This window comes from Streptomyces sp. NPDC006510 (genome assembly GCF_040611955.1).
Taxonomy (GTDB): domain Bacteria; phylum Actinomycetota; class Actinomycetes; order Streptomycetales; family Streptomycetaceae; genus Streptomyces.
The window spans coordinates 1-19,777 of the sequence record NZ_JBEXPH010000051.1 but is presented as its reverse complement, the minus strand read 5'-3'; the positions used below and the strand labels follow the sequence as shown (position 1 = coordinate 19,777).

17 protein-coding genes, 1 rRNA gene and 1 riboswitch are annotated in these 19,777 nt (G+C 68.3%); of the genes, 4 read left to right on the top strand and 14 right to left on the bottom strand.

The features are described from left to right. Window positions 1-47: 47 nt before the first annotated feature. Window positions 48-827 (bottom strand): type II CAAX endopeptidase family protein, encoded by a 780-nt coding sequence (locus ABZY11_RS17820; RefSeq protein WP_356480038.1) that lies wholly within the window; start codon window positions 825-827, stop codon window positions 48-50. 184 nt (window positions 828-1,011) lie between these two features. Here ABZY11_RS17820 and ABZY11_RS17815 point away from each other — a divergent pair, with 184 nt between their 5' ends. After that, entirely contained in the window at window positions 1,012-2,802 is a 1,791-nt protein-coding gene (locus tag ABZY11_RS17815) for a substrate-binding and VWA domain-containing protein (RefSeq protein WP_356480012.1), read from the top strand. Between the two features lie 33 nt (window positions 2,803-2,835). Here ABZY11_RS17815 and ABZY11_RS17810 read toward each other — a convergent pair whose 3' ends face one another. Beyond that, window positions 2,836-4,341: a glutamate-cysteine ligase family protein gene (locus ABZY11_RS17810; protein ID WP_356480011.1), complete on the bottom strand. Its 1,506-nt coding sequence runs from the start codon at window positions 4,339-4,341 to the stop codon at window positions 2,836-2,838. Between the two features lie 483 nt (window positions 4,342-4,824). Here ABZY11_RS17810 and ABZY11_RS17805 point away from each other — a divergent pair, with 483 nt between their 5' ends. Continuing rightward, window positions 4,825-5,418, top strand: coding sequence for a hypothetical protein (locus ABZY11_RS17805; RefSeq protein WP_356480010.1), 594 nt, complete (start codon window positions 4,825-4,827; stop codon window positions 5,416-5,418). Between the two features lie 317 nt (window positions 5,419-5,735). Further along, complete coding sequence (locus ABZY11_RS17800; RefSeq protein ID WP_356480009.1) at window positions 5,736-5,942, top strand: DUF5999 family protein; 207 nt, start codon at window positions 5,736-5,738, stop codon at window positions 5,940-5,942. 87 nt (window positions 5,943-6,029) lie between these two features. Here ABZY11_RS17800 and gcvP read toward each other — a convergent pair whose 3' ends face one another. Next, complete coding sequence (gene gcvP / locus ABZY11_RS17795) at window positions 6,030-8,915, bottom strand: aminomethyl-transferring glycine dehydrogenase (RefSeq protein WP_356480008.1); 2,886 nt, start codon at window positions 8,913-8,915, stop codon at window positions 6,030-6,032. Window positions 8,916-9,109: 194 nt separating this feature from the next. After that, window positions 9,110-9,206: riboswitch (glycine riboswitch) on the bottom strand. 113 nt (window positions 9,207-9,319) lie between these two features. Here gcvP and ABZY11_RS17790 point away from each other — a divergent pair. Continuing rightward, window positions 9,320-9,688, top strand: coding sequence for a PRC-barrel domain-containing protein (locus ABZY11_RS17790; protein WP_356480007.1), 369 nt, complete (start codon window positions 9,320-9,322; stop codon window positions 9,686-9,688). On the opposite strand, the gene ABZY11_RS17785 is transcribed toward ABZY11_RS17790, so the two are convergent. The 11 genes from ABZY11_RS17785 to rrf form a co-directional block, all read right to left on the bottom strand. Next, window positions 9,613-11,073 (bottom strand): DNA polymerase IV, encoded by a 1,461-nt coding sequence (locus tag ABZY11_RS17785; RefSeq protein ID WP_356480006.1) that lies wholly within the window; start codon window positions 11,071-11,073, stop codon window positions 9,613-9,615. The two genes, ABZY11_RS17790 and ABZY11_RS17785, sit on opposite strands and share 76 nt — an antisense overlap. A gap of 57 nt (window positions 11,074-11,130) precedes the next feature. Next, the gene (locus tag ABZY11_RS17780; RefSeq protein WP_356480005.1) at window positions 11,131-11,748 is read right to left on the bottom strand and encodes a MerR family transcriptional regulator; all 618 of its coding nucleotides are present in this window, start codon (window positions 11,746-11,748) and stop codon (window positions 11,131-11,133) included. Between the two features lie 168 nt (window positions 11,749-11,916). Beyond that, window positions 11,917-12,390: a bifunctional nuclease family protein gene (locus tag ABZY11_RS17775; RefSeq protein WP_006123076.1), complete on the bottom strand. Its 474-nt coding sequence runs from the start codon at window positions 12,388-12,390 to the stop codon at window positions 11,917-11,919. Window positions 12,391-12,443: 53 nt separating this feature from the next. After that, the gene (locus tag ABZY11_RS17770; RefSeq protein ID WP_356480004.1) at window positions 12,444-13,187 is read right to left on the bottom strand and encodes a MerR family transcriptional regulator; all 744 of its coding nucleotides are present in this window, start codon (window positions 13,185-13,187) and stop codon (window positions 12,444-12,446) included. A gap of 17 nt (window positions 13,188-13,204) precedes the next feature. Further along, window positions 13,205-13,993: an FHA domain-containing protein gene (locus ABZY11_RS17765; protein WP_356480003.1), complete on the bottom strand. Its 789-nt coding sequence runs from the start codon at window positions 13,991-13,993 to the stop codon at window positions 13,205-13,207. A gap of 190 nt (window positions 13,994-14,183) precedes the next feature. Then, window positions 14,184-14,972, bottom strand: a complete 789-nt coding sequence (locus tag ABZY11_RS17760; protein WP_356480002.1) for a DUF881 domain-containing protein — start codon at window positions 14,970-14,972, stop codon at window positions 14,184-14,186. A gap of 5 nt (window positions 14,973-14,977) precedes the next feature. Then, entirely contained in the window at window positions 14,978-15,310 is a 333-nt protein-coding gene (locus tag ABZY11_RS17755; protein WP_018522495.1) for a small basic family protein, read from the bottom strand. Next, complete coding sequence (locus ABZY11_RS17750) at window positions 15,307-16,230, bottom strand: DUF881 domain-containing protein (protein ID WP_356480001.1); 924 nt, start codon at window positions 16,228-16,230, stop codon at window positions 15,307-15,309. Before ABZY11_RS17750 ends, ABZY11_RS17755 begins: the two co-directional genes overlap by 4 nt. Window positions 16,231-16,328: 98 nt before the next feature. Continuing rightward, window positions 16,329-18,824: a mannose-1-phosphate guanyltransferase gene (locus tag ABZY11_RS17745; protein WP_356480000.1), complete on the bottom strand. Its 2,496-nt coding sequence runs from the start codon at window positions 18,822-18,824 to the stop codon at window positions 16,329-16,331. Window positions 18,825-18,937: 113 nt separating this feature from the next. Beyond that, window positions 18,938-19,546, bottom strand: coding sequence for a CDP-alcohol phosphatidyltransferase family protein (locus ABZY11_RS17740; RefSeq protein ID WP_356479999.1), 609 nt, complete (start codon window positions 19,544-19,546; stop codon window positions 18,938-18,940). Window positions 19,547-19,694: 148 nt separating this feature from the next. Continuing rightward, window positions 19,695-19,777 (bottom strand): 5S ribosomal RNA (gene rrf / locus ABZY11_RS17735); the annotation flags it as partial.

Below are 19,777 nucleotides of genomic sequence, written 5' to 3'. Positions count from 1 at the left end.
GCCGCACGAACCACTCCCCCCGACTCCCGCCGTCCCCGGCCCGTCCCTCACGGCGTAGGCAGCCAGCCCACCTTCCCCGCCAGCAGCGCATATCCGACGAACGCCCCGATGTCCAGCAGTGCGTGTGCCGCGACCAGCGGCCCGACCCGTCCCCAGCGCCGGTACAGCAGCACGAAGACGACGCCCATCACCATGTTGCCGATGAAGCCGCCGATCCCCTGATACAGGTGGTACGAACCACGCAGCACCGAACTGGCGACCAGAGCCGCCATCGGCGTCCACCCCAACTGCCCCAGTCTGCGCAGCAGATACCCGACGACGATCACTTCCTCCACGACGGAGTTCTGGATCGCGGACAGGATCAGGACCGGGAACTTCCACCACACATCGGGCAGTGACTCCGGGACCACGGTCAGATTGAATCCGGCGGCCCGGGCCACCAGGTAGAAGGCGAGTCCGGCACTCCCGATGCCCGCCGCGACCATCGTGCCGCGCCCCAGGTCCGGCCACGGCCTGGTGCGGTCGAAACCGATGGCCCGCAGACCGGCGCCTTCCCTGATCAGCAGATGTGCGACCAGAGCGACGGGCACCAGGGCCGACGCGATACCGAAGAGTTGCCAGGCGAGATCCAGCCATGGGCGCCCCGGCGCGTACGAGCTGTTGAGCGTCGCGGCCTGATCCTTCAAACCCCCTGGTTTCGTCAGTGATCCGACAAAACTGATCAGGGCAGACACCCCGCTGGCGCCCAACGAGAGAGCCAGCACAAGGACCGTTTCGGACCGCAGAATCCTTCGCGACAAAGCCTCTCGGGGAAAAGAATCAGCCACAAGCCCCGCCTCCACCTGTACACCTGCCTTCAGTTGTGCATTCACGCCCCATCCTGCTCCCCGTACGACTAGGGTCTCGAATGCAGGTACGAAGATCATGCGCGACAGGCCGGGGGACAGCCACCATTGCCGATGGTGTGGTCCCCCTTTTCCTTGTTCATCCTCAAGGAGGGGCACCACCGACATGGGACGTCACAGCTTGCCCGACGACTACGCCGGCGACGGAAGCGGGGACGGATCACCGCCGCGCCGTCGGCGCACCGTCGCGATCGCGACCTTGCTCGTCCTCGCGGTGGCGGCGGGAACGGCCGTCGCGGTCCAGGGCGGCCTGCTGTCGTTCTCGAAGAGCTGCGAGGACTCGGCCGTACGTCTGTCGGTGATGGCCTCCCCGGACATCGCCCCCTCCGTTCGCGCCGTCGCCGACAAGGCGCGCGAGGACGAGGTGCGGTCCGACGGTCGCTGTCTGTACGTGACGGTGGTCGCCCGCGACTCCTACAAGGTCGCCGACGCCCTCTCCAGCGATACCCATGCCCCGGACTTCCAGATCTGGCTGCCCGACTCCGACCTCTGGCTCGACCGGGCCAAGGGCTCCGGCGACGGCGTCCCGATCACCCCGGGCGATTCGATCGCGTCCTCCCCCGTGACCCTGGCCATGGTGCCGTCCGCGGCCAAGAGCCTCGGCTGGCCGAAGAAGAAGTACTCCTGGGCGGAGTTGACGGCCGCTGCCATGGAGTCGGACAAGGTGCGCCTCGGCTCGGCCGACCCGGCCCGCAGCGCCACCGGCCTGCTGGCGCTCGCCAGCATCGGCGCGTCCTCCGAGAAGCAGGGCGGAGACAGCGACACCAGGGTCGCGGCGACCGCCAAGCTGCTCGCGCAGCGCATGTCGGACGGTGACACCCAGGTGCTGGAGACACTGGCACAGAGCGATTCGGGCGCCGAACAAGGCAATCCGGGACGCAACCAGGCGGTGCTCCTCTCCGAGCAGGCCGCTTACGCCCACAACGCGGACTCGACCGGCGGCGGAAAGCTCGACCTCTTCTACCCCAAGGACGGCACCCCGCTCCTCAACTATCCGTACACCCTGGTCGACGAAACCAGGATGAGCACGCCCGAGAGCCGGGCGGCGCTGCGGTTCATGACGCTGCTGGACGAGCCCGCTGCGCAGGCCACGCTGGAGAAGCACGGCTTCAGGAACGTCGACGGCACGGCAGGCGAATCGGTGGTCGCATCGGCGGGCGGCAGGAAGCCCCAGCCGTACGCCACCGCGGCCGCCGCCGCACCGACCGCCGAGGAACTCCAGCAGACGCTCGGCATGTGGACGATCACGGTGCAGAGCGCCCGGCTGACCACGGTCGTCGACGCGTCGGGGTCCATGGCCACGATCGTCCCGGGGCGCAACCAGTCCCGGATGGACGTCACCAAGGCGTCCCTGATCCAGGCCCTCAACCAGTTCACCCCGAATGACGAGATCGGCCTCTGGGAGTTCGCCACCACGCTCGACGGCGACAAGGACTACCGCAGGCTGGTACCGGCCGCCCGGCTGGGTGATCCGGCGAAGGGCGGCGGCACCCACCGCGAGAAGCTCGCCGCGGCCTTCGCGGCGCTGAAGCCCGTGCCGGACGGCGCGACCGGCCTGTACGACACGATGCTGGCCGCCTACAAGGACGCCCAGGCGACCTATGTGAAGGGCAAGTTCAACGCGGTCGTGATCCTCACCGACGGCTCGAACCAGGACAACCAGTCCATCTCCCGCAGTGCCCTGATCGCGGAACTGAAGCGGATCGCCGATCCGGAGCGCCCGGTGCCGCTGCTCGCCATCGCGGTCGGTCCCGAGGCCGACCGCGAGGAGGTGAACGAGATAGCGAAGGTGACCGGCGGAGGTGGCTACCAGGTCATCGACCCGGCCGAGATCCAGGCAGTGATCCTGCAGGCCGTCATGACGGCCGGTCAGAGCAGTCACGCCGCCCAGGAGTAGCCCCAGGGCAACCACGCCCCCGCCGTCCCGGACTCATGGCTTGGGGACATCTGTCGGCCAGCCGTGCACCGGCTCGCCGCTGTGCATCAGTTCGGCGTACCGCCGGGTGGTCGCGGCCAGCGCCGCGTACCGGTCGAGCCCTGCCTCCCGCGCCCGGTGGTAGGTGTCCGCCTGCCAGGACGCTCCGTTCACCCGTCGCTTGCAGCGCTCCTCGATGACCCCGAGGTAGCGGTCGCGGTCCGCGGGCTCGATGTTCCAGGCATCGAGCCCCGCGGCGGCCAGCGGCAGCAGTTCGTCCCGTACGAGCTTGACGGCCGGCACCCGGGTCAGCCCGCCCGCACGGCCGGGGCGTGGCCAGATCAGCTCCGCGTCGATGCCCAGGCGGCACGCGGTGTCGAAGTTCTCCGCCGCGGCCTCGAACGGCAGCCGGTTCCACACCGGACGGGACTCCTCGGCGAGCGCCCGTACGAGCCCGTAGTACAGCGCCGCGTTGGCGATCACATCGGTGACGGTGGGGCCGGCGGGCAGGACCCGGTTCTCGACCCGCAGATGGGGTACGCCGTCGGCGAGCCCGTACACGGGCCGGTTCCAGCGGTAGACCGTGCCGTTGTGGAGCACCAGCTCCTGCAACCCCGGCACCCCGCCTCCGTCCAGGACCCGCAGTGGCTCCTCCTCGTCGCAGATCGGAAGCAGTGGCGGGAAGTAGCGCAGGTTCTCCTCGAAGAGCTCGTACGCCGAGCTGATCCACCGCTCACCGAACCAGGTCCTGGGCCGCACTCCCTGGTTCTGGAGTTCGGGCGGCCGGGTGTCGGTGGCCTGCTGGAAGAGCGGCGGCCGCGATTCCCGCCACAGCTCCCTGCCGAACAGGAAGGGCGAGTTGGCCCCCAGTGCGATCTGGACCCCGGCGACGGCCTGGGCGGCGTTCCACACGGCCGCAAATCGCGCCGGTGTCACCTGCAGATGGAGCTGGACCGAGGTACAGGCGGCCTCCGGGGTTATCGAGGCGGAGGTGCACACCAATCGCTCCACTCCCTCGATATCGAGGGAGAAAACCTCGCCCCGGGCAGCCACCATTTGATCGTTCAGCAGTGTGTAGCGGTCCGCGTCCGAGAGGTTCGCCGCGACGAGGTCCGCACGGCGCAGGGTGGGCAGAATACCGATCATCATGATCCCGGCATCGACCTCGCCCGCCTTCCGGTGGGCATATCCGAGCCCGGTCCTGAGCTCTTCGGCCAGCTGATCGAAAACGAGGCCTTCCAGACGGTGCGGGACTATGTTCACTTCCAAATTGAACATCCCGAGTTCTGTCTGGAAATCATGGCTCGCGATGCGCGGGAGGACCTCCCCATTCATCATCTTCGGCATGCCGTCGGCGCCCGCGAGATTCAGCTCGATCTCCACGCCCATGAGGTTGCGCGGCCGGTCGAACCTCCGCTCCGCCAGAAGCCGCTCCAGCCCCTCCAGGCACTGGTGGAGCTTGCGCCGGTACCCCTGCCGATCGGACAGGTCAAAGGCGCCCGCCACGACCTTCTCCCCCATCGGAGCGTCCCTCCCTCAAGTGGGCGGCCCACGGCCCAGGCCGCTCGCGTCACGATCGATAATGCCCAGGCCGGGTGATCCATAACGCCCCCGGGAACGCCACGGACCCAGTAATCTGAGTGCGGCCGCCCGAGGCACATTCCACGGGCATGGTGCGGCACAGGTTTCCCGGACCAGGGCATGGTGAATACACCGTCGCGTTTCGGCCGTCCGCACCCAGGGAAAAATCCCAGGCGGCGGCTGCGCCGCTGACGCAAAATCAGCAGGTTCTCCGCATAATAAAGTCTCGATACCGCCTTGTCGGCAATACCTGCGACGGCTAGTGGAATCATCGCGTGAACACGTGTCGTATAAACTCCGCGGACGAGGCAGAGAGTCGACGCACCGGCCCAGTCACCGGCCTCCTCTGGCCCCGCATGCCGACAGCGCCGTCTGCATTCGCCCACGCACCACCGTGTCTCCGAAGTGAGAGGCGACCCACCTATGCCGCTGCATGTTCCCCCGGCTCCCGCGCCCGCTCTGCGCAGCGTTCTCGCGGCACTCGGTTCACCCACCGCGGTCCGCGAAGCCCGCACGCCCGCTCTCCGGTCCGCCCAGGGACCGCTGAGCCCCGAACTCCCGCTCCCCGTCCATGTACTGGACCGGATCGGGCCGGGCGGGCTCGCACCCGCCACCCGGCTTGCCGCGTGGCGGTTCCTGATCCGCAGCTCGGAGCAGGCCGTCGCCGCGGCGGACACCATGCTCACTCCGGACGGCTGGACCTTCTCGCACTTCTTCGAGGGCCCCTACATCGCCTCGACCGAACTCGCCCTGCGCCAGGCCGAGACGGTCACCACGCACTACCAGCCGCGGCTGCTGTCCATCCCGGAGCTCTACATGCTGGCCCTCTGGCTGCACGGCGACGTCGAAACCGACGCCTCCGGGGGAACGCTCGCGCCCGCCGATCTCCTGGTTCCGCTGGCTCCCGCCCCACCGGGTATCGCGGCTCATCGCCCGCACCGGGTCGCCGATCTGCTCCGTGTGATGACGCTGCGCATCCCCCCGGGCCCCGGCCCCCTGCTCGGATCACCGGCCTGAGAACCGGAACCCGCGTCAGAACGCTGTGCCCCGCCACCGTCCCCGGTGGCGGGGCACAGTGCTGGGGGCGCACTGCGATGCCCATCCGGACTAGCCCGGTCCGGCCACCCCGAACCACCCGAAGGGACAGTGCAGTTGCGCTGAACCGTCCGCGCGGGTGATGCGTCCTTCGAGTAAGGAGAAGTGCTGCTGCGAAATCCCTGCGGATTGACGCCCGTGGGGCAACACTGGGACCGGACCGATCGATACGGGGGGCGGCAATGAACACCTCATCCAGCCGCAGGACATTCACTACAACGCAGCGAAAGAACCCAGCCATGTGCCAGCATCAGCCACCATGCCCGACCGCCGATTCAGCCGACCGGGAAGCCGCCCGCCTGACGGCGCACCACCCGGAACAGGGCTGGAGCCTGCTGTGCAACGGAGTCCTGCTCTTCGAGGACACCGGTGAGCTGCTCCCGGACGGCCAGATCATCGCTCCGCACCGGCCCCTGGCAACCGATCGGGTGATGAAGGCCGCCTGACCGCGGCCGGTACGAGCTGGGGCCGGCCCGGAGAATGCTCCGAACCGGCCCCGACGCATGACCGCGTCACGCGGTGGCGCTCATGACTCAGTTGTCGTACTCGTCCAGCGGCGGGCAGGAGCAGACGAGGTTACGGTCACCGAAGGCACCGTCGATCCGGCGCACCGGCGGCCAGTACTTGTCGGCGGCCGAGACCCCGGCCGGGAAGACCGCCACCTCACGGCTGTAGCCGTGCTTCCATTCCCCGCCCAGCATCGCCGCGGTGTGCGGAGCGTTGTGCAGCGGGTTGTCGTCCGCGCTCCACTCGCCGGAGGCCACCTTCTCGACCTCGCCGCGAATGGCGATCATCGTGTCGCAGAACCGGTCGAGCTCCGCGAGGTTCTCGCTCTCGGTCGGCTCGATCATCAGCGTCCCGGCGACCGGGAACGACATGGTCGGCGAGTGGAAGCCGTAGTCGATCAGCCGCTTGGCGATGTCGTCGACGCTGACGCCGGTGGCCTTGGAGATCGGCCGCAGGTCCACGATGCACTCGTGCGCGACGAGACCGGCCGGGCCGTTGTACAGGATCGGGTAGTGCGGTTCCAGACGCTTGGCGATGTAGTTGGCGGCGAGCACGGCCACCTGCGTCGCACGCTTCAGGCCCTCCCCGCCCATCAGGCGTACGTACGCCCACGAGATGGGCAGAATGCCGGCCGAGCCCCACGGAGCGGCCGAGATCGGTCCGACCCCGGTCTCGGGGCCCGCGGCGGGCTGCAGCGGGTGGTTCGGCAGGTACGGCGCGAGGTGCGCGCGCACGCCGACCGGGCCGACGCCGGGGCCGCCGCCGCCGTGCGGGATGCAGAAGGTCTTGTGCAGGTTCAGGTGCGAGACGTCGCCGCCGAACCGGCCCGGCCTGGCGAGGCCCACCAGCGCGTTGAGGTTGGCACCGTCGACGTACACCTGACCGCCGGCGTCGTGCACCTCGGCGCAGATGTCGGCGACGTGCTCCTCGAACACACCGTGCGTCGACGGGTACGTGATCATGAGCACGGCGAGCTCGTCGCGGTGCTTCTCGATCTTGGCGCGGAGGTCCGCTATGTCGACCTCACCGTCGTCGGCGGTCTTGACCACGACGACCTTCATGCCGGCCATGACGGCGCTGGCCGCGTTGGTGCCGTGCGCGGAGGACGGAATGAGGCAGACGGTGCGCTGCTCGTCACCGTTGGCCCGGTGGTACGCCCGTACGGCCAGCAGGCCCGCGAACTCGCCCTGCGAGCCCGCGTTCGGCTGGATGGAGACCGCGTCGTACCCGGTGACCTCGGCGAGGCGCTCCTCCAGCTCGCGGATGAGGGTCAGGAACCCCTGCGCCTGCTCGGCCGGAGCGAAGGGATGCAGCGCACCGAACTCGGGCCAGGTGATCGACTCCATCTCGGTGGTCGCGTTCAGCTTCATGGTGCAGGAGCCGAGCGGGATCATGCCGCGGTCCAGCGCGTAGTCCCGGTCGGCGAGCTTGCGCAGGTAGCGCAGCATCGCGGTCTCGGAGCGGTGCTGGTGGAAGACCGGATGGGTGAGGATCTCGTCGCTGCGCAGCAGCCCCTCGGGCAGCGCGTCGGCAGCGGTGGCGTCCAGCGACTCGATGTCCCCGTCTACACCGAAGGCGGCCCAGACGGCGGCGATCTGGGTACGCGTGGTGGTCTCGTCGCAGGCGAGGGAGACCAGGTCGGCGTCGACGAGCCGCAGGTTGACCCCGCGCTCGCGGGCAGCGGCGACGATCTCGGCCGCCTTGCCCGGGACACGCACGGTGAGGGTGTCGAAGTGGGCGCCGGTCACGACGTCGATGCCGGAGGCGCGCAGGCCCTCGGCCAGGATCGTCGCGTAGCGGTGGGTGCGCCGGGCGATCGTCCGCAGCCCGTCCGGGCCGTGGTAGACGGCGTACATTCCGGCCATGACGGCGAGCAGCACCTGAGCGGTACAGATGTTGCTGGTGGCCTTCTCCCGGCGGATGTGCTGCTCGCGGGTCTGCAGGGCCAGCCGGTAGGCCTTGTTGCCGTCCGCGTCAACGGAGACACCGACGAGGCGGCCGGGAAGGCTGCGGGCGAACTTCTCCCGTACGGCCATGAAGCCGGCGTGCGGTCCGCCGAAGCCCATCGGCACACCGAAGCGCTGTGTGGTGCCGACCGCGATGTCCGCGCCCAGGTCACCGGGCGAGGTGAGCAGGGTCAGGGCCAGCAGGTCGGCGGCGACCGTGACGATCGCGCCCAGCTCGTGGGCCTGCTCGATGACGGGCTCGATGTTCCGCACCGCTCCGGAGGCACCCGGGTACTGCACCAGGACGCCGAAGACACCGCGCTCGGCGATCTCCGCCGGGATGCCGTCGGACAGGTCGGCGACGACGACCTCGACACCGGTCGGCTCGGCGCGGGTCTCGATGACCGCGATCGTCTGCGGCAGGGCGTCGGCGTCGACCAGGAAGACACCGTCCTTCACCTTGCCGACGCGCCGGGAGAGCGCCATGGCCTCGGCGGCCGCGGTGCCCTCGTCGAGCAGCGAGGCGCCGGAGGTGGGCAGCCCGGTCAGCTCGGCGACCATCGTCTGGAAGTTGAGGAGCGCCTCCAGGCGGCCCTGCGAAATCTCCGGCTGGTACGGCGTGTAGGCCGTGTACCAGGCGGGGTTCTCCATGACGTTGCGCAGGATCACCGGCGGGGTGAAGGTGCCGTAGTAGCCGAGTCCGATCATCGGGGCCAGCACCTGGTTGCGGTCCGCGAGCTCGCGCAGCTCGGCGAGAACCTCGGCCTCGGTGCGCGCGCCCGGCAGACCGAGTGCTTCCGCGCTCTTGATGACATCGGGCACCGCGGCCGCGGTGAGCTCGTCCAGCGATCCGTAACCGACCTGGGCGAGCATCTTCGACTGCGCCTCGGCATCGGGTCCGATATGGCGCTGCTCGAACGGAATGCCCTGCTCCAGCTGGGAGAGCGGAGTGCGACGGGGGGTCATGGTGGAGGCCTCCTGGTCTGTCACGACCTGCGAGGGGCACCACGGCGCGGGTGCCCGAACGGCCTCCCCCTCTGTCATCTCAACCTGAGAGCTTCGCCGGCGCGCCCTGCGGCGTACCGGCTTTCACCGTCGGTGAGGAAGGGACTCGCACCGGCACTCGGCCGCACGTGACCCGCCCTGCTTTCCAGAGTGACCTCGTCCGTGCGGTACGGGGGCCTGAGAGATTCCGGGGAGGATTTGCTCCTTCGGCGCCTTCGGATCAGCTCCGGAGGACTCTCCCGCACGGGGTCAGCAGCCATCACCAGACTACCAGCGGGGTTCATGGCTGATTTCTCGAGTGGCCAACCACCCGGATCTGCCCTTTTGTAGTGCTTGTGGAGTAGCCGCGACCAGTGGGAGGGACCGTGCAGACCGACATCGATCCGCGCAGCCTGATCGGCCGCAAGGCGTTCGACCGCAAGGGCACCAAGATCGGAACCGTGGACGAGGTCTACCTCGACGACGCGACCGGTGTGCCCGAGTGGGCAGCCGTACGCACCGGACTCTTCAGCCGGGACGCGTTCGTCCCGCTGGAACCCAGCGAATTCGTGGAGGACACGCTCCGCATCCCCTTCGACCGTGCGCTGATCAAGGACGCGCCCGACTTCGGCGTCGGCCGCCATCTCTCACCGGAACAGGAGCTCCAGCTCTACCGGCACTACGGTCTGGACTCCCCGCCCGAGGCGACCGGCCCGGACAGGGACTTCGGCAGGCTGGCCGGCCAGGACGAGTAGTCCACCGGGTCCCGCACCAACGGCAGCGGATCGGCCGGCCGGAGCTCCGGGTCGTCGATCCGGAACGTACGCACCCGGCCGGGCGCCGACTCGGGCTCCTCGAACCGCACGGTCACCCGGCCGACGCCGCTGCCCTGCACCCAGCCATGGCCGTATACGTCATGGCGTACGTCGTGTCCGGCGGGCCAGCGCCGTGCGGCGCGCTGCTCGGCGGTCTCCGGGGCCTCAGCCGGGGAATCGCCCGGCAGCTCGGCCCCGGTGTCCTCCGCCGGTGCCGTCTCCTGCGCCGATTCCTCGGCTGCGGTCCGCTCACCGGCGGCCTGGGCGAAGAGATCCTCCTGCGTGTAGTCGGCAAGCCCCGTCACGCCCACTCCGAGCAGCCGGACGCCTCCGGTGGTGTCCACGGCCTCCAGGAGCCGTGCGGCGGCCTCACGGACCACCGTGGGGTCGTCCGTGGGCCCACGGAGAGTCTCGGACCTCGTGAGCGTCGAGAAGTCGTACCGGCGCACCTTCAGCACCACCGTCCGCCCGGACCGCCCCGCGCCCCGCAGCCTCTGGACGCATCGGTCGGCCAGCCGCTCGACCTCCGTCCTGATCCGTACCCGGTCGTGCAGGTCGGCGTCGAAGGTGTCCTCGACCGACACCGATTTGGCGTCCCGCTCCGCGACCACCGGCCGGTCGTCGTACCCGAACGCCATGCGATGGAGCGAGCCCCCGTGCGCCTTCCCCAGCAGGCGTACGAGCTCGTCCTCACCCGCCTCGACCAGGTCGTCGACCGTCGTCATCCCGGCACGGCGCAGATGGTCCGCCGTCGCGGGCCCGACACCGGGGAGAATCCGTACCGACATGGGTGCGAGGAGTTCTCGCTCCGTGCCCGGCTCTATGAGCAGCAGGCCGTTCGGTTTCGCCTCCTCCGAAGCGATCTTGGCCAGCATCTTGGAACCGGCGAGCCCGACCGAGCCGGTGAGCCCGGTGACCGCTTTGATGGCCGTACGCAGCTGCTCACCGATCTCCAGCGCCGAAGCTGTGTCATCGGCCGTCCCACCGGCCTCCAGGTCCACGAAGGCCTCGTCCAGGCTGAGGGGCTCCACCAGCGGGGAGAGCCGCGCGAGCAGCTCCATCACCTGGTCGCTCACCGTCCGGTACAGCTGGAAGCGGGGCACCAGATAGGCCGCGTTGGGCGCCAGCCGCCGCGCCTGCGCCATGGGCATCGCCGAGTGCACCCCGAAGCGACGCGCCTCGTACGAAGCGGTGGCGACGACCCCGCGCGGCCCGAGCCCGCCCACCACGACCGGCTTGCCGCGCAGGCTCGGCTTCGCCGCCTGCTCGGCAGAGGCGTAGAAAGCATCCATGTCCAGATGCAGGATGGTGGGCGCGGCTCTCACATCAATCGATGCTGCCCTACGGCACTGACAATTGCCGCGCCCGAACCGTCGGCCGCGTCAGCCGGCGCGGTTGCGCCGCCGCGCGAGCTCATCGGTGGGGTTGTTCCCGATGAGGGTCTCGCCGGTGTCCACCCGCTCGCCGTGCAGCTGGGAGAGGGCGACGTCGACGTCCTGCCACACCACACCCACCGCGATGCCGAAGACCCCCTGGCCGCCCTGGAGCAGGCTGACGACCTCGTCGGGCGAGGAGCACTCGTAGACCGTCGCCCCGTCGCTCATCAGCGTCATCCGCTCAAGGTCCTGGAATCCGCGGGCGCGCAGATGCTGAACCGTGGTGCGGATGTTCTGCAGTGCCACACCGGTGTCCAGGAAACGCTTCACGATCTTCAGCAGGACGACGTCCCGGAAACTGTAGAGCCGCTGTGTGCCGGAGCCGTACGCCGGGCGCACGCTCGGTTCCACCAGCCCCGTGCGCGCCCAGTAGTCGAGCTGCCGGTAGGTGATCCCGGCCGCCGCGCAGGCGGTCGGCCCGCGGTAGCCGATGTCGCCGGCCGATGCCACTCCGTCCCCCGCCATCGCCGCCGGTTGAACCGGCTGCATGATGGTGTGGTCGGCTGTACTCCCCTGCTGCGGATACGGCCCACCCGCTGCCGTACCGTCGCCGCTGCTTCTCACGCCGACCTCCGTCCTTGACCTGCCATGTCGAAGGTAGGCAGTCACTCGGGGTGCGTCAACGATCGCCACACTCGGCACGCCGAGTGATAATCACCCTGAGGGTGGTTTCCCGTGTCTCACGAACGGGAAAGGCTTGCCGGATGCGCTGACTGCGACCCCGAAGAACGGTCACTGACTGTTGGTACCGAAATCCTCCGGAGAGATCTGATCGAGGAACTCGCGGAATTTCTCCACCTCATCCTCCTGCTCGTCCGGGATGGCGATGCCGGCGTCGTCGAGCACCCCGTCACTGCCGTAGATCGGCGTCCCGGTGCGCAATGCGAGCGCTATGGCGTCGGACGGCCGCGCGCTCACCTCGACCCCGCTGGCGAAGACCAGCTCCGCGTAGAAGACCCCTTCCCGAAGGTCCGTGATGCGGACCTCGGTGAGCTCCTGGCCGACAGCCTCGAGCACGTCCTTGAAGAGATCATGGGTCAGCGGCCTGGCCGGAGCCATGCCCTGCTGGGCGAAGGCGATCGCGGTTGCCTCACCAGGACCGATCCAAATGGGGAGGTACCGATCGCCTCCCACTTCACGCAGGAGCACGATCGGTTGGTTGGAGGGCATTTCCACCCGGACACCCACAACGTCGAGCTCGTTCACACAGCAACCCTAGGACGTGCCCGGCAGGTTTGGGTAGTCGGGCACCGGCGCGATCAGTGGAGCCGGATGTGCAGAGCGCTCTGCACAAGGGCCGAATGAAGCCTCACGGACAGCTCCGCGAGTTCTTTCGCAGTGGCCTCCGCATGGGCTCTGGTCTGCGGATTCCGGTGCCGGCGCAAGGGCGCGACCACCTGCTCGATGAGTCCGACCTCGCGATCCGCGGCCGCTCGCACGGCGCGCAGGTGACGCGGTTCCAGACCGAACCTGCCCAGATCCGCCACAAGCTTGGCAACCGTGACCATCTCGGCGTCGTAACCGCCCTCGGCGGTCGGCACGACCAGGCCGTACGACTCCCACTCATCGAGGTCGCTCTCGGTGACCTCGGCGGCCGCCAGCAGCTCGGCACGGCCGATTCGGGCTGCGGTGGCCCGTCCGGACTCCGCATCCCAGCCGCCGTCGGCCAGCTCCCGGGGGCCGCCCCCGGAGGGAAGGGCGGCCTGTTCACCACGGGCGAGTGCGTCCAGATGCTCACGGATGACCTTCAGCGGGAGGTAGTGGTCCCGCTGCATGCGCAGCACCTGAGCCAGCCGCTCCACATCGGCGCCACGGAACTTGCGATAGCCGGAGGGGGTCCGCTGCGGCTCGACGAGTCCTTCGGCCTCCAGGAATCGAATCTTGGAGATCGTGACCTCGGGGAACTCCTCCCGCAGCCGCAGGAGCACCGTGCCGATGCTCATCGGGCGGTCGTCGGCGGTGGCGGTGCCGTGGCCGGCACCGCCCGTCGGTGTTCTCAGCATGGACCTTCCCTGACGGGTCAGATACCGCGCTGGCTCGCGTAGAAGACCAGCCGGTACTTGCCGATCTGCACTTCGTCGCCGTTGGACAGAGCGACGGAGTCGATGCGCTCACGGTTGACGTAGGTACCGTTCAGGCTGCCCACGTCCCCGACCGTGAAGCTGCCGTCGGGGTTCCTGCGGAACTCCACATGCCGCCGCGACACCGTCACGTCGTCGAGGAAGATGTCGCTCTGCGGGTGGCGGCCGGCCGTGGTCAGCTCACCGTCCAGCAGAAAGCGGCTGCCGGAGTTCGGACCGCGGCGCACCACCAGGAGCGCCGAGCCGAGCGGAAGGGCATCGACGGCCGCCTGTGCCTCGGGCGAGAGGGACGGAAGGGCCGTCTGCCCGGTGGCCTCCGCCTCGTATGCCTCAAGGCCGGAGATGGAGATGGTGGAGGTCGTCTCCGAGGCACGCTCGGGAACCCCGCCCCGCAGCGGCGCGCCGCAGTTGGAGCAGAAACGACTGGCCTCGGCATTGCGATGCCCGCACCTCGTACAGACCGGCATGGACGAACCCTCCTGCCTGGGGGCGAACTCTCCACCCGTACTTGAGGTCGACGATTCTCCGAAACCTATGCGGCCGGGACCAGCAGGGTCAACAGACGACGCGCCGGATGCTCCCGAATTGTCACTGCCCGTACCCGACACCTGATCACGGAAGAGCGGGCGCTCCGTGCCCTGCTCGTCCGCCTGGCCATGGCGCGGTGCGCGATGGCGGGCAGCCTCGTCGCGAGCGCTCTTGCCGAACAACTTCCCAAACAACTTCACGGGCGATTCCCCTTGACCGAAATAGACCCGCCCGTGGGGCAGGACGAACCCTGAATGAACACACCTGCCGACCCGGACATCTTCACAACGTCCGTATCCACTCGACAGTTTCCACCACGCGCCACCAATACGATGCGGCGACCCCCCGCAACCTCGTGCCAGTCTCCTTCGCACCCTCCGCGCCGCGGACTCACGGGGATGACGACCGAGCGTAGTCAGGCTGCTTCGCCGGTCGCAAGGCGTCCACGACGATGTCGTCGGCCTGCTCGACCTGAACGGTGGCTTGCTCCTTCTCCAGTGTCTGCACCACGCCGCCCGGAATGTTCAGCGCCGGCTCCAGATCCTGGGGCTTGCCGATCACCTTGAAGACGTACGGCGCGGTGATCTTACGGTCGTCAACCCTGACGTTGCCGCCGTCACCGGAGAAGTACGTATTGGCCACCACGCGCACCCCGTTGACCTCGATCGCCTCGGCGCCCGCCGCCCGCAGCTCCTGGAGTGCGTCGAGCAGCATGTCCGCCTTCACTCCGTCCCCGGGATCGTTGACGGTGAGCGTGATCCCGGGCCCGTGTGCCGCCACGGTGCCCGCGAGAACACCGAGCTGCCGCTCCTTCTCCACGGTCTGCTTACGCGCCTCCTCAGCCTGGTCGGAGCTGTTCTCCAGCTCCGTGCGCTGAGCGTTCAGCCGCTGCTTCTCGTCCTCCAGACGCTGCGTCCGGTCGTCCAGCTCGTCGAGGATCCGGACCAGGTCCTCCTGCCGGGCACCCCGCAGCGAGCTGTTGTCGCTGTTGGACCGCACCTGAATCGCCAGTCCGAGACCGAGAACGAACAGCAGTACCGCGACGATGAGTTGGGCGCGCGTCACCCGCGGCGGCCACAGTCCGGCGACCAGCCGCTGACGTCCGGTGAGTTCCTTGGCGGCGCCAGCCGTCTGCTCGGCGGCGTGCTCCGTCTCGCCGGGAAGTTCTTCGTTGCTCATCGGCCTCAGGCCCGAAAGACGTGCCGGCGGATGGCCGCGGCGTTGGAGAAGATCCGGATCCCGAGCACGACCACCACACCGGTGGACAACTGCGCTCCGACGCCCAGCTTGTCGCCCAGGAACACGATCAGGGCGGCCACCACGACGTTCGAGAGGAACGACACGACGAAAACCTTGTCGACGAAGATCCCGTCGAGCATGGCGCGCAGCCCACCGAAGACTGCGTCGAGGGCAGCCACGACGGCGATCGGGAGGTAGGGCTCGACCATCGCCGGCACCTCGGGCCGGACCAACAGTCCGACCACGACTCCCACGACGAGGCCCAGTACGGCGATCACGATGTGCCCTTCCCTGTGTCTGCCGCACCACTGCCGGTGTCTGCGGCCTTATAAGGCTCTGCTGTACGGACGATCAGGCTCGGCGCGACCGGAAGGCTCACCTTCTGCTGCGGGGACATGCTCGTCCGGATGTCGAAGGTCTCCTTGAGCGCCTGCAGATACTGGCCGTCGGCACTGTCCTGGAACGCGGTGCCGAGTTGCTTCCCGTCCCCCACCGCCAGCACCGTGTACGGCGGAACGAGCGGTCTGTTGTCGACCAGTATGGCGTCGCCCGCCGCGCGGATCGCCGACAGGGCCGTCAGCCGCTGCCCGTTGATCGCGATCGCCTCCGCGCCGGACTGCCACAGGCCGTTGACGACCCGTTGAAGGTCCCGGTCACGGACTCGCCCGGTGTCGGCGAACCCGCTGGTCTCCCTCGGTCCCCCACCGCCCTGGTCGGTGTTCTTGGCATCGTCGACGACGAGTTTCACGCCGGGCCCCTCCACCGGGGTCGCCCCGGCCAGCAGTGCCACCCGCTCCCCCTGGTCCCCGCCGTGCTTCTCCAGTGCCTTGCGCTGGCGCCTGCCCACGTCGTCCCGGAGCTTGTCCACCTGCGACTCGAGGGTGTCGGCCGCGGCCGTCTCGTCATCGATGCGATCGATCAGCTCCTGGCGCTCCTTGGCGAGGACCGGCGCGGAGACGCGTGCCTCCGCGGCCCCGAGCGTGACGACGAGGGCGGCGAGCACCAGACATGCGGCGAAGCCGAGTTTCGACTTCAGCGTACGGGGCAGGCCCGCGTTCCCGTCGGCCTTACGCCGCGCCGATGCCTCGGCGTATCCGTCGTCCAGACTGTGGTCCATCACATTGGTCAGCAGCGTCATGGATGCGTCGGGACGCGCGGGAGGCGATGCGGTACTCCGATCGGGGGGCTGCTGCGACATGCCGCACATCGTCGCACGTCGCCACTGCTACCGCCGAATGGCCCCACCGGTGTGCCCGCAGGCGCCGTCGGACGCCGCCGGGCACACCGGGGTAACCGTCACTGACCTGCGCTGTCCACGACCGTAGCCCATTCGTCCAGGAGCGCTTGCGCGGAGGCGTCGTCCGGGCCCTCGGCCCACAGATGGGTGACCGCCTCGGCCCGGTCCGGCAGCACCATCACCCACCGCCCGTCGGCCTCGACCACCCGCACCCCGTCCGTGGTGTCGACGCTTCGGTCACCGGCGGCCTCCACGACCCGGCGCATGACCAGGCCCTTGACGGCCCAGGGTGTGGCGAGATCACGGCGCAGGACATGGGCACGCGGAATGCGGGCATCGATCTGGCTGAGGGTGAGCTGTGTCCTGGCGACAAGCCCGAGGAGTCTCACGAACGCAGCCGATCCGTCGAAGACACTGCTGAATTCGGGAACGATGAAGCCCCCGCGCCCGTCTCCACCGAAGATCGTGCCTTCCTCGCGTCCCACCCGCGTCAGGTCGTCCGGCGATGTCGTCGTCCATTCGACCTGCGTGCCGTGGTACGCCGCGACCTGCTCGGCGACACGTGTCGTGGTGACCGGCAACGCCACCCGCCCGCTGCGCCGCTCGGCCGCCACCAGGTCGAGCATCACGAGGAGCGCCCGGTCGTCCTCGACGATCCGGCCCCGCTCGTCGACCAGGGAGAGCCGCTCACCGACCGGGTCGAACCGCACGCCGAACGCGGCCCGCGCCGAGGAGACGATCTCGCCAAGTCGCACCAGTCCGGAGCGGCGGGTCTCGGCGGACTCGGTGGGTCGTGATTCATCGAGGCCGGGATTGATGGTCAGCGCGTCGACGCCGAGCCGTCCCAGCAGGCTGGGCAGTACGAGCCCGGCGCTCCCGTTGGAGGCGTCGACGACCACCTTGAGCCCCGCATCGGAAATTCCCGCGGTGTCCACATTCCGCAGCAGAGACCCGGTGTACGAGTCGAAGACGCTGGACGGGAAGTGCAGATCGCCGATCTCGCCCGGGAAGGCGCGGCGGTATTCCTGACGTGCGTAGACCCGGTCCAGCTTCCGCTGCCGCGCCTGAGACAGGTCCGCTCCCCGCTCGTCGATGAACATGATGTCGACGGAGTCGGGCACGCCGGGAGACGTACGGATCATGATCCCGCCGGCGCTGCCCCGTGCGGTCTGCTGGCGCGCGACGGGCAGCGGTACGTTCTCCAGGTCCCGGACATCGATGGCGCTGGCCTGAAGGGCCGAGATCACCGCTCGCTTCAGGGCACGGGCACCACGGGAGTGATCACGTGCGGTGGTGACAGTCGAGCCCTTCTTGAGAGTCGTGGCGTAGGCACCGGCGAGCCGGACCGCCAGTTCCGGGGTGATCTCGACATTCAGGATCCCGGATACGCCGCGGGCGCCGAAGAGATGCGCCTGTCCGCGCGATTCCCAGATCACCGAGGTGTTGACGAAGGCACCGGCCTCGATGGTCTTGAACGGGTAGACGCGGACATTGCCCTGAATGATCGACTCCTCGCCGATCAGGCACTCGTCCCCGATGACCGCGCCGTCCTCGATGCGGGTCGCCCGCATGACGTCGGTGTTCTTCCCGATCACGCATCCGCGCAAATTGCTGTGCTGACCGATGTAGACGTTGTCGTGAACCACGGCCTTGTGCAGGAATGCGCCGCTCTTGACGACAACGTTCGACCCGATGACCGTGTGCTCGCGGATCTCCGCACCGGCTTCGACCTTTGCATAGTCCCCGATGTAGAGAGGTCCGCGCAGTACCGCGTCGGGATGTACTTCCGCGCCTTCCGCGACCCATACGCCCGGCGAGATCTCGAAGCCGTCGATGTCGACATCGACCTTGCGTTCAAGAACATCGGCCTGTGCCTTCACATAGCTCTCGTGAGTGCCGACGTCCTCCCAGTAGCCCTCGGCGATGTAGCCGTAGATGGGCTTGCCTTCCTTCATGAGCTGAGGGAAGACATCACCGGACCAGTCCACCGATACGTCGGCCTCGACATAGTCGAATACCTCGGGTTCCATGACGTAAATCCCGGTGTTGACGGTGTCCGAGAAGACCTGCCCCCAGGTGGGCTTCTCCAGGAAGCGTTCAACCTGGCCGCCCTCGTCCACAATCGTGATGCCGAATTCCAGAGGGTTCGGCACACGGGTCAGGCACACCGTGACCAGACCGCCCTTTTCCTTGTGGAAGGCGATGAGATCGGTGAGGTCGAAGTCGGTGAGCGCATCACCGGAAATGACGAGGAAGGTGTCGTCCTTCAGCGCTTCCTCGGCATTTTTCACGCTCCCCGCAGTGCCGAGGGGCTTCTCCTCGTTGGCGTAGCTGAGCTCCATCCCGAGCTCTTCGCCGTCCCCGAAGTAGTTCTTGACCAGCGAGGCGAGAAACTGGACCGTTACGACGGTCTCATTCAACCCGTGCCGCTTGAGCAGCCGAAGCACGTGCTCCATGATCGGCCGATTGGCTACGGGCAGAAGCGGCTTGGGCATGCTTGAGGTCATGGGGCGAAGACGAGTGCCTTCGCCGCCAGCCATCACGACGGCCTTCATGTCGGAAACGTCCTCCTTGAAGAGACGACGGTTTAGCCGACTTCGCCCGTCGGGGCACTATCCGGGTCATCAGCGGCGGGCCGGCCACACTGCGCGGCACCGCATCAACGAGCTCAATCGGCTGCTACATCCGCCTTGACGAGGCGGCGGACCTGAACCACGTAGAGGATCCCTGCCCACCAGTAGAGCGTTGTACCCCAACCTGCGAACGCCCATCCGAAAATAGCGGCCAGCGATGCAAGCCAACCACTTCCATCACTGAGCAGCAACAAGGGGAACGCGTACATCAGGTTGAACGTGGCCGCCTTGCCCAGGAAGTTCACCTGGGGCGGGGGATAGCCGTGACGCCTCAGGATTCCGACCATCACGAGGAGCATCAGCTCACGGGCAACAAGTGCTGCGGTGAGCCACAGCGGCAGGATCTCCCGCCAGGTCAGGCCGACGAGGGTGGAAAGGATGTAGAGGCGATCCGCAGCGGGATCCAGGAGCCGGCCGAGGCTGCTGATCTGGTTCCACCGGCGGGCGAGCTTACCGTCGAGGTAGTCGCTGATACCGCTGACCATCAACACCAGCAGAGCCCAGCCGTCGCTCTGGGGGCCACCGAACACGGGGCGAAGAATCAGCCACAGGAAAAGCGGAACCCCGACAAGGCGAGCCATGCTGAGGATGTTGGGGATGGTGAGTACCCGGTCCGTCTGAACCCGAGTCTCCTGGACCTCCACCCGGGGGCCTCCTGTGAAGAACGTGCCAATGATGCCCCCTGACCTTACCCTCAGCCACCGCTCTCGGATGCACAGGGGTGATGCAAGGATCTCGTGAACGCAGAAAAGCCCCGTGTCCCTGCGGACACGGGGCTTCCCCGTAAAAGGAGTTCGGCGGCGTCCTACTCTCCCACAGGGTCCCCCCTGCAGTACCATCGGCGCTGAAAGGCTTAGCTTCCGGGTTCGGAATGT

Coding starts and splice junctions, on each gene's coding strand:
- ABZY11_RS17800 (WP_356480009.1), top strand. CDS start 5,736: ATGTGCCAGCATCAGCCACCATGCCCGACCGCCGATTCAGCCGACCGG.
- ABZY11_RS17810 (WP_356480011.1), bottom strand. CDS start 4,341: ATGGGGGAGAAGGTCGTGGCGGGCGCCTTTGACCTGTCCGATCGGCAG.
- ABZY11_RS17745 (WP_356480000.1), bottom strand. CDS start 18,824: ATGAAGGCCGTCGTGATGGCTGGCGGCGAAGGCACTCGTCTTCGCCCC.
- ABZY11_RS17760 (WP_356480002.1), bottom strand. CDS start 14,972: ATGAGCAACGAAGAACTTCCCGGCGAGACGGAGCACGCCGCCGAGCAG.
- ABZY11_RS17750 (WP_356480001.1), bottom strand. CDS start 16,230: ATGTCGCAGCAGCCCCCCGATCGGAGTACCGCATCGCCTCCCGCGCGT.
- gcvP (WP_356480008.1), bottom strand. CDS start 8,915: ATGACCCCCCGTCGCACTCCGCTCTCCCAGCTGGAGCAGGGCATTCCG.
- ABZY11_RS17805 (WP_356480010.1), top strand. CDS start 4,825: ATGCCGCTGCATGTTCCCCCGGCTCCCGCGCCCGCTCTGCGCAGCGTT.
- ABZY11_RS17770 (WP_356480004.1), bottom strand. CDS start 13,187: ATGCTGAGAACACCGACGGGCGGTGCCGGCCACGGCACCGCCACCGCC.
- ABZY11_RS17815 (WP_356480012.1), top strand. CDS start 1,012: ATGGGACGTCACAGCTTGCCCGACGACTACGCCGGCGACGGAAGCGGG.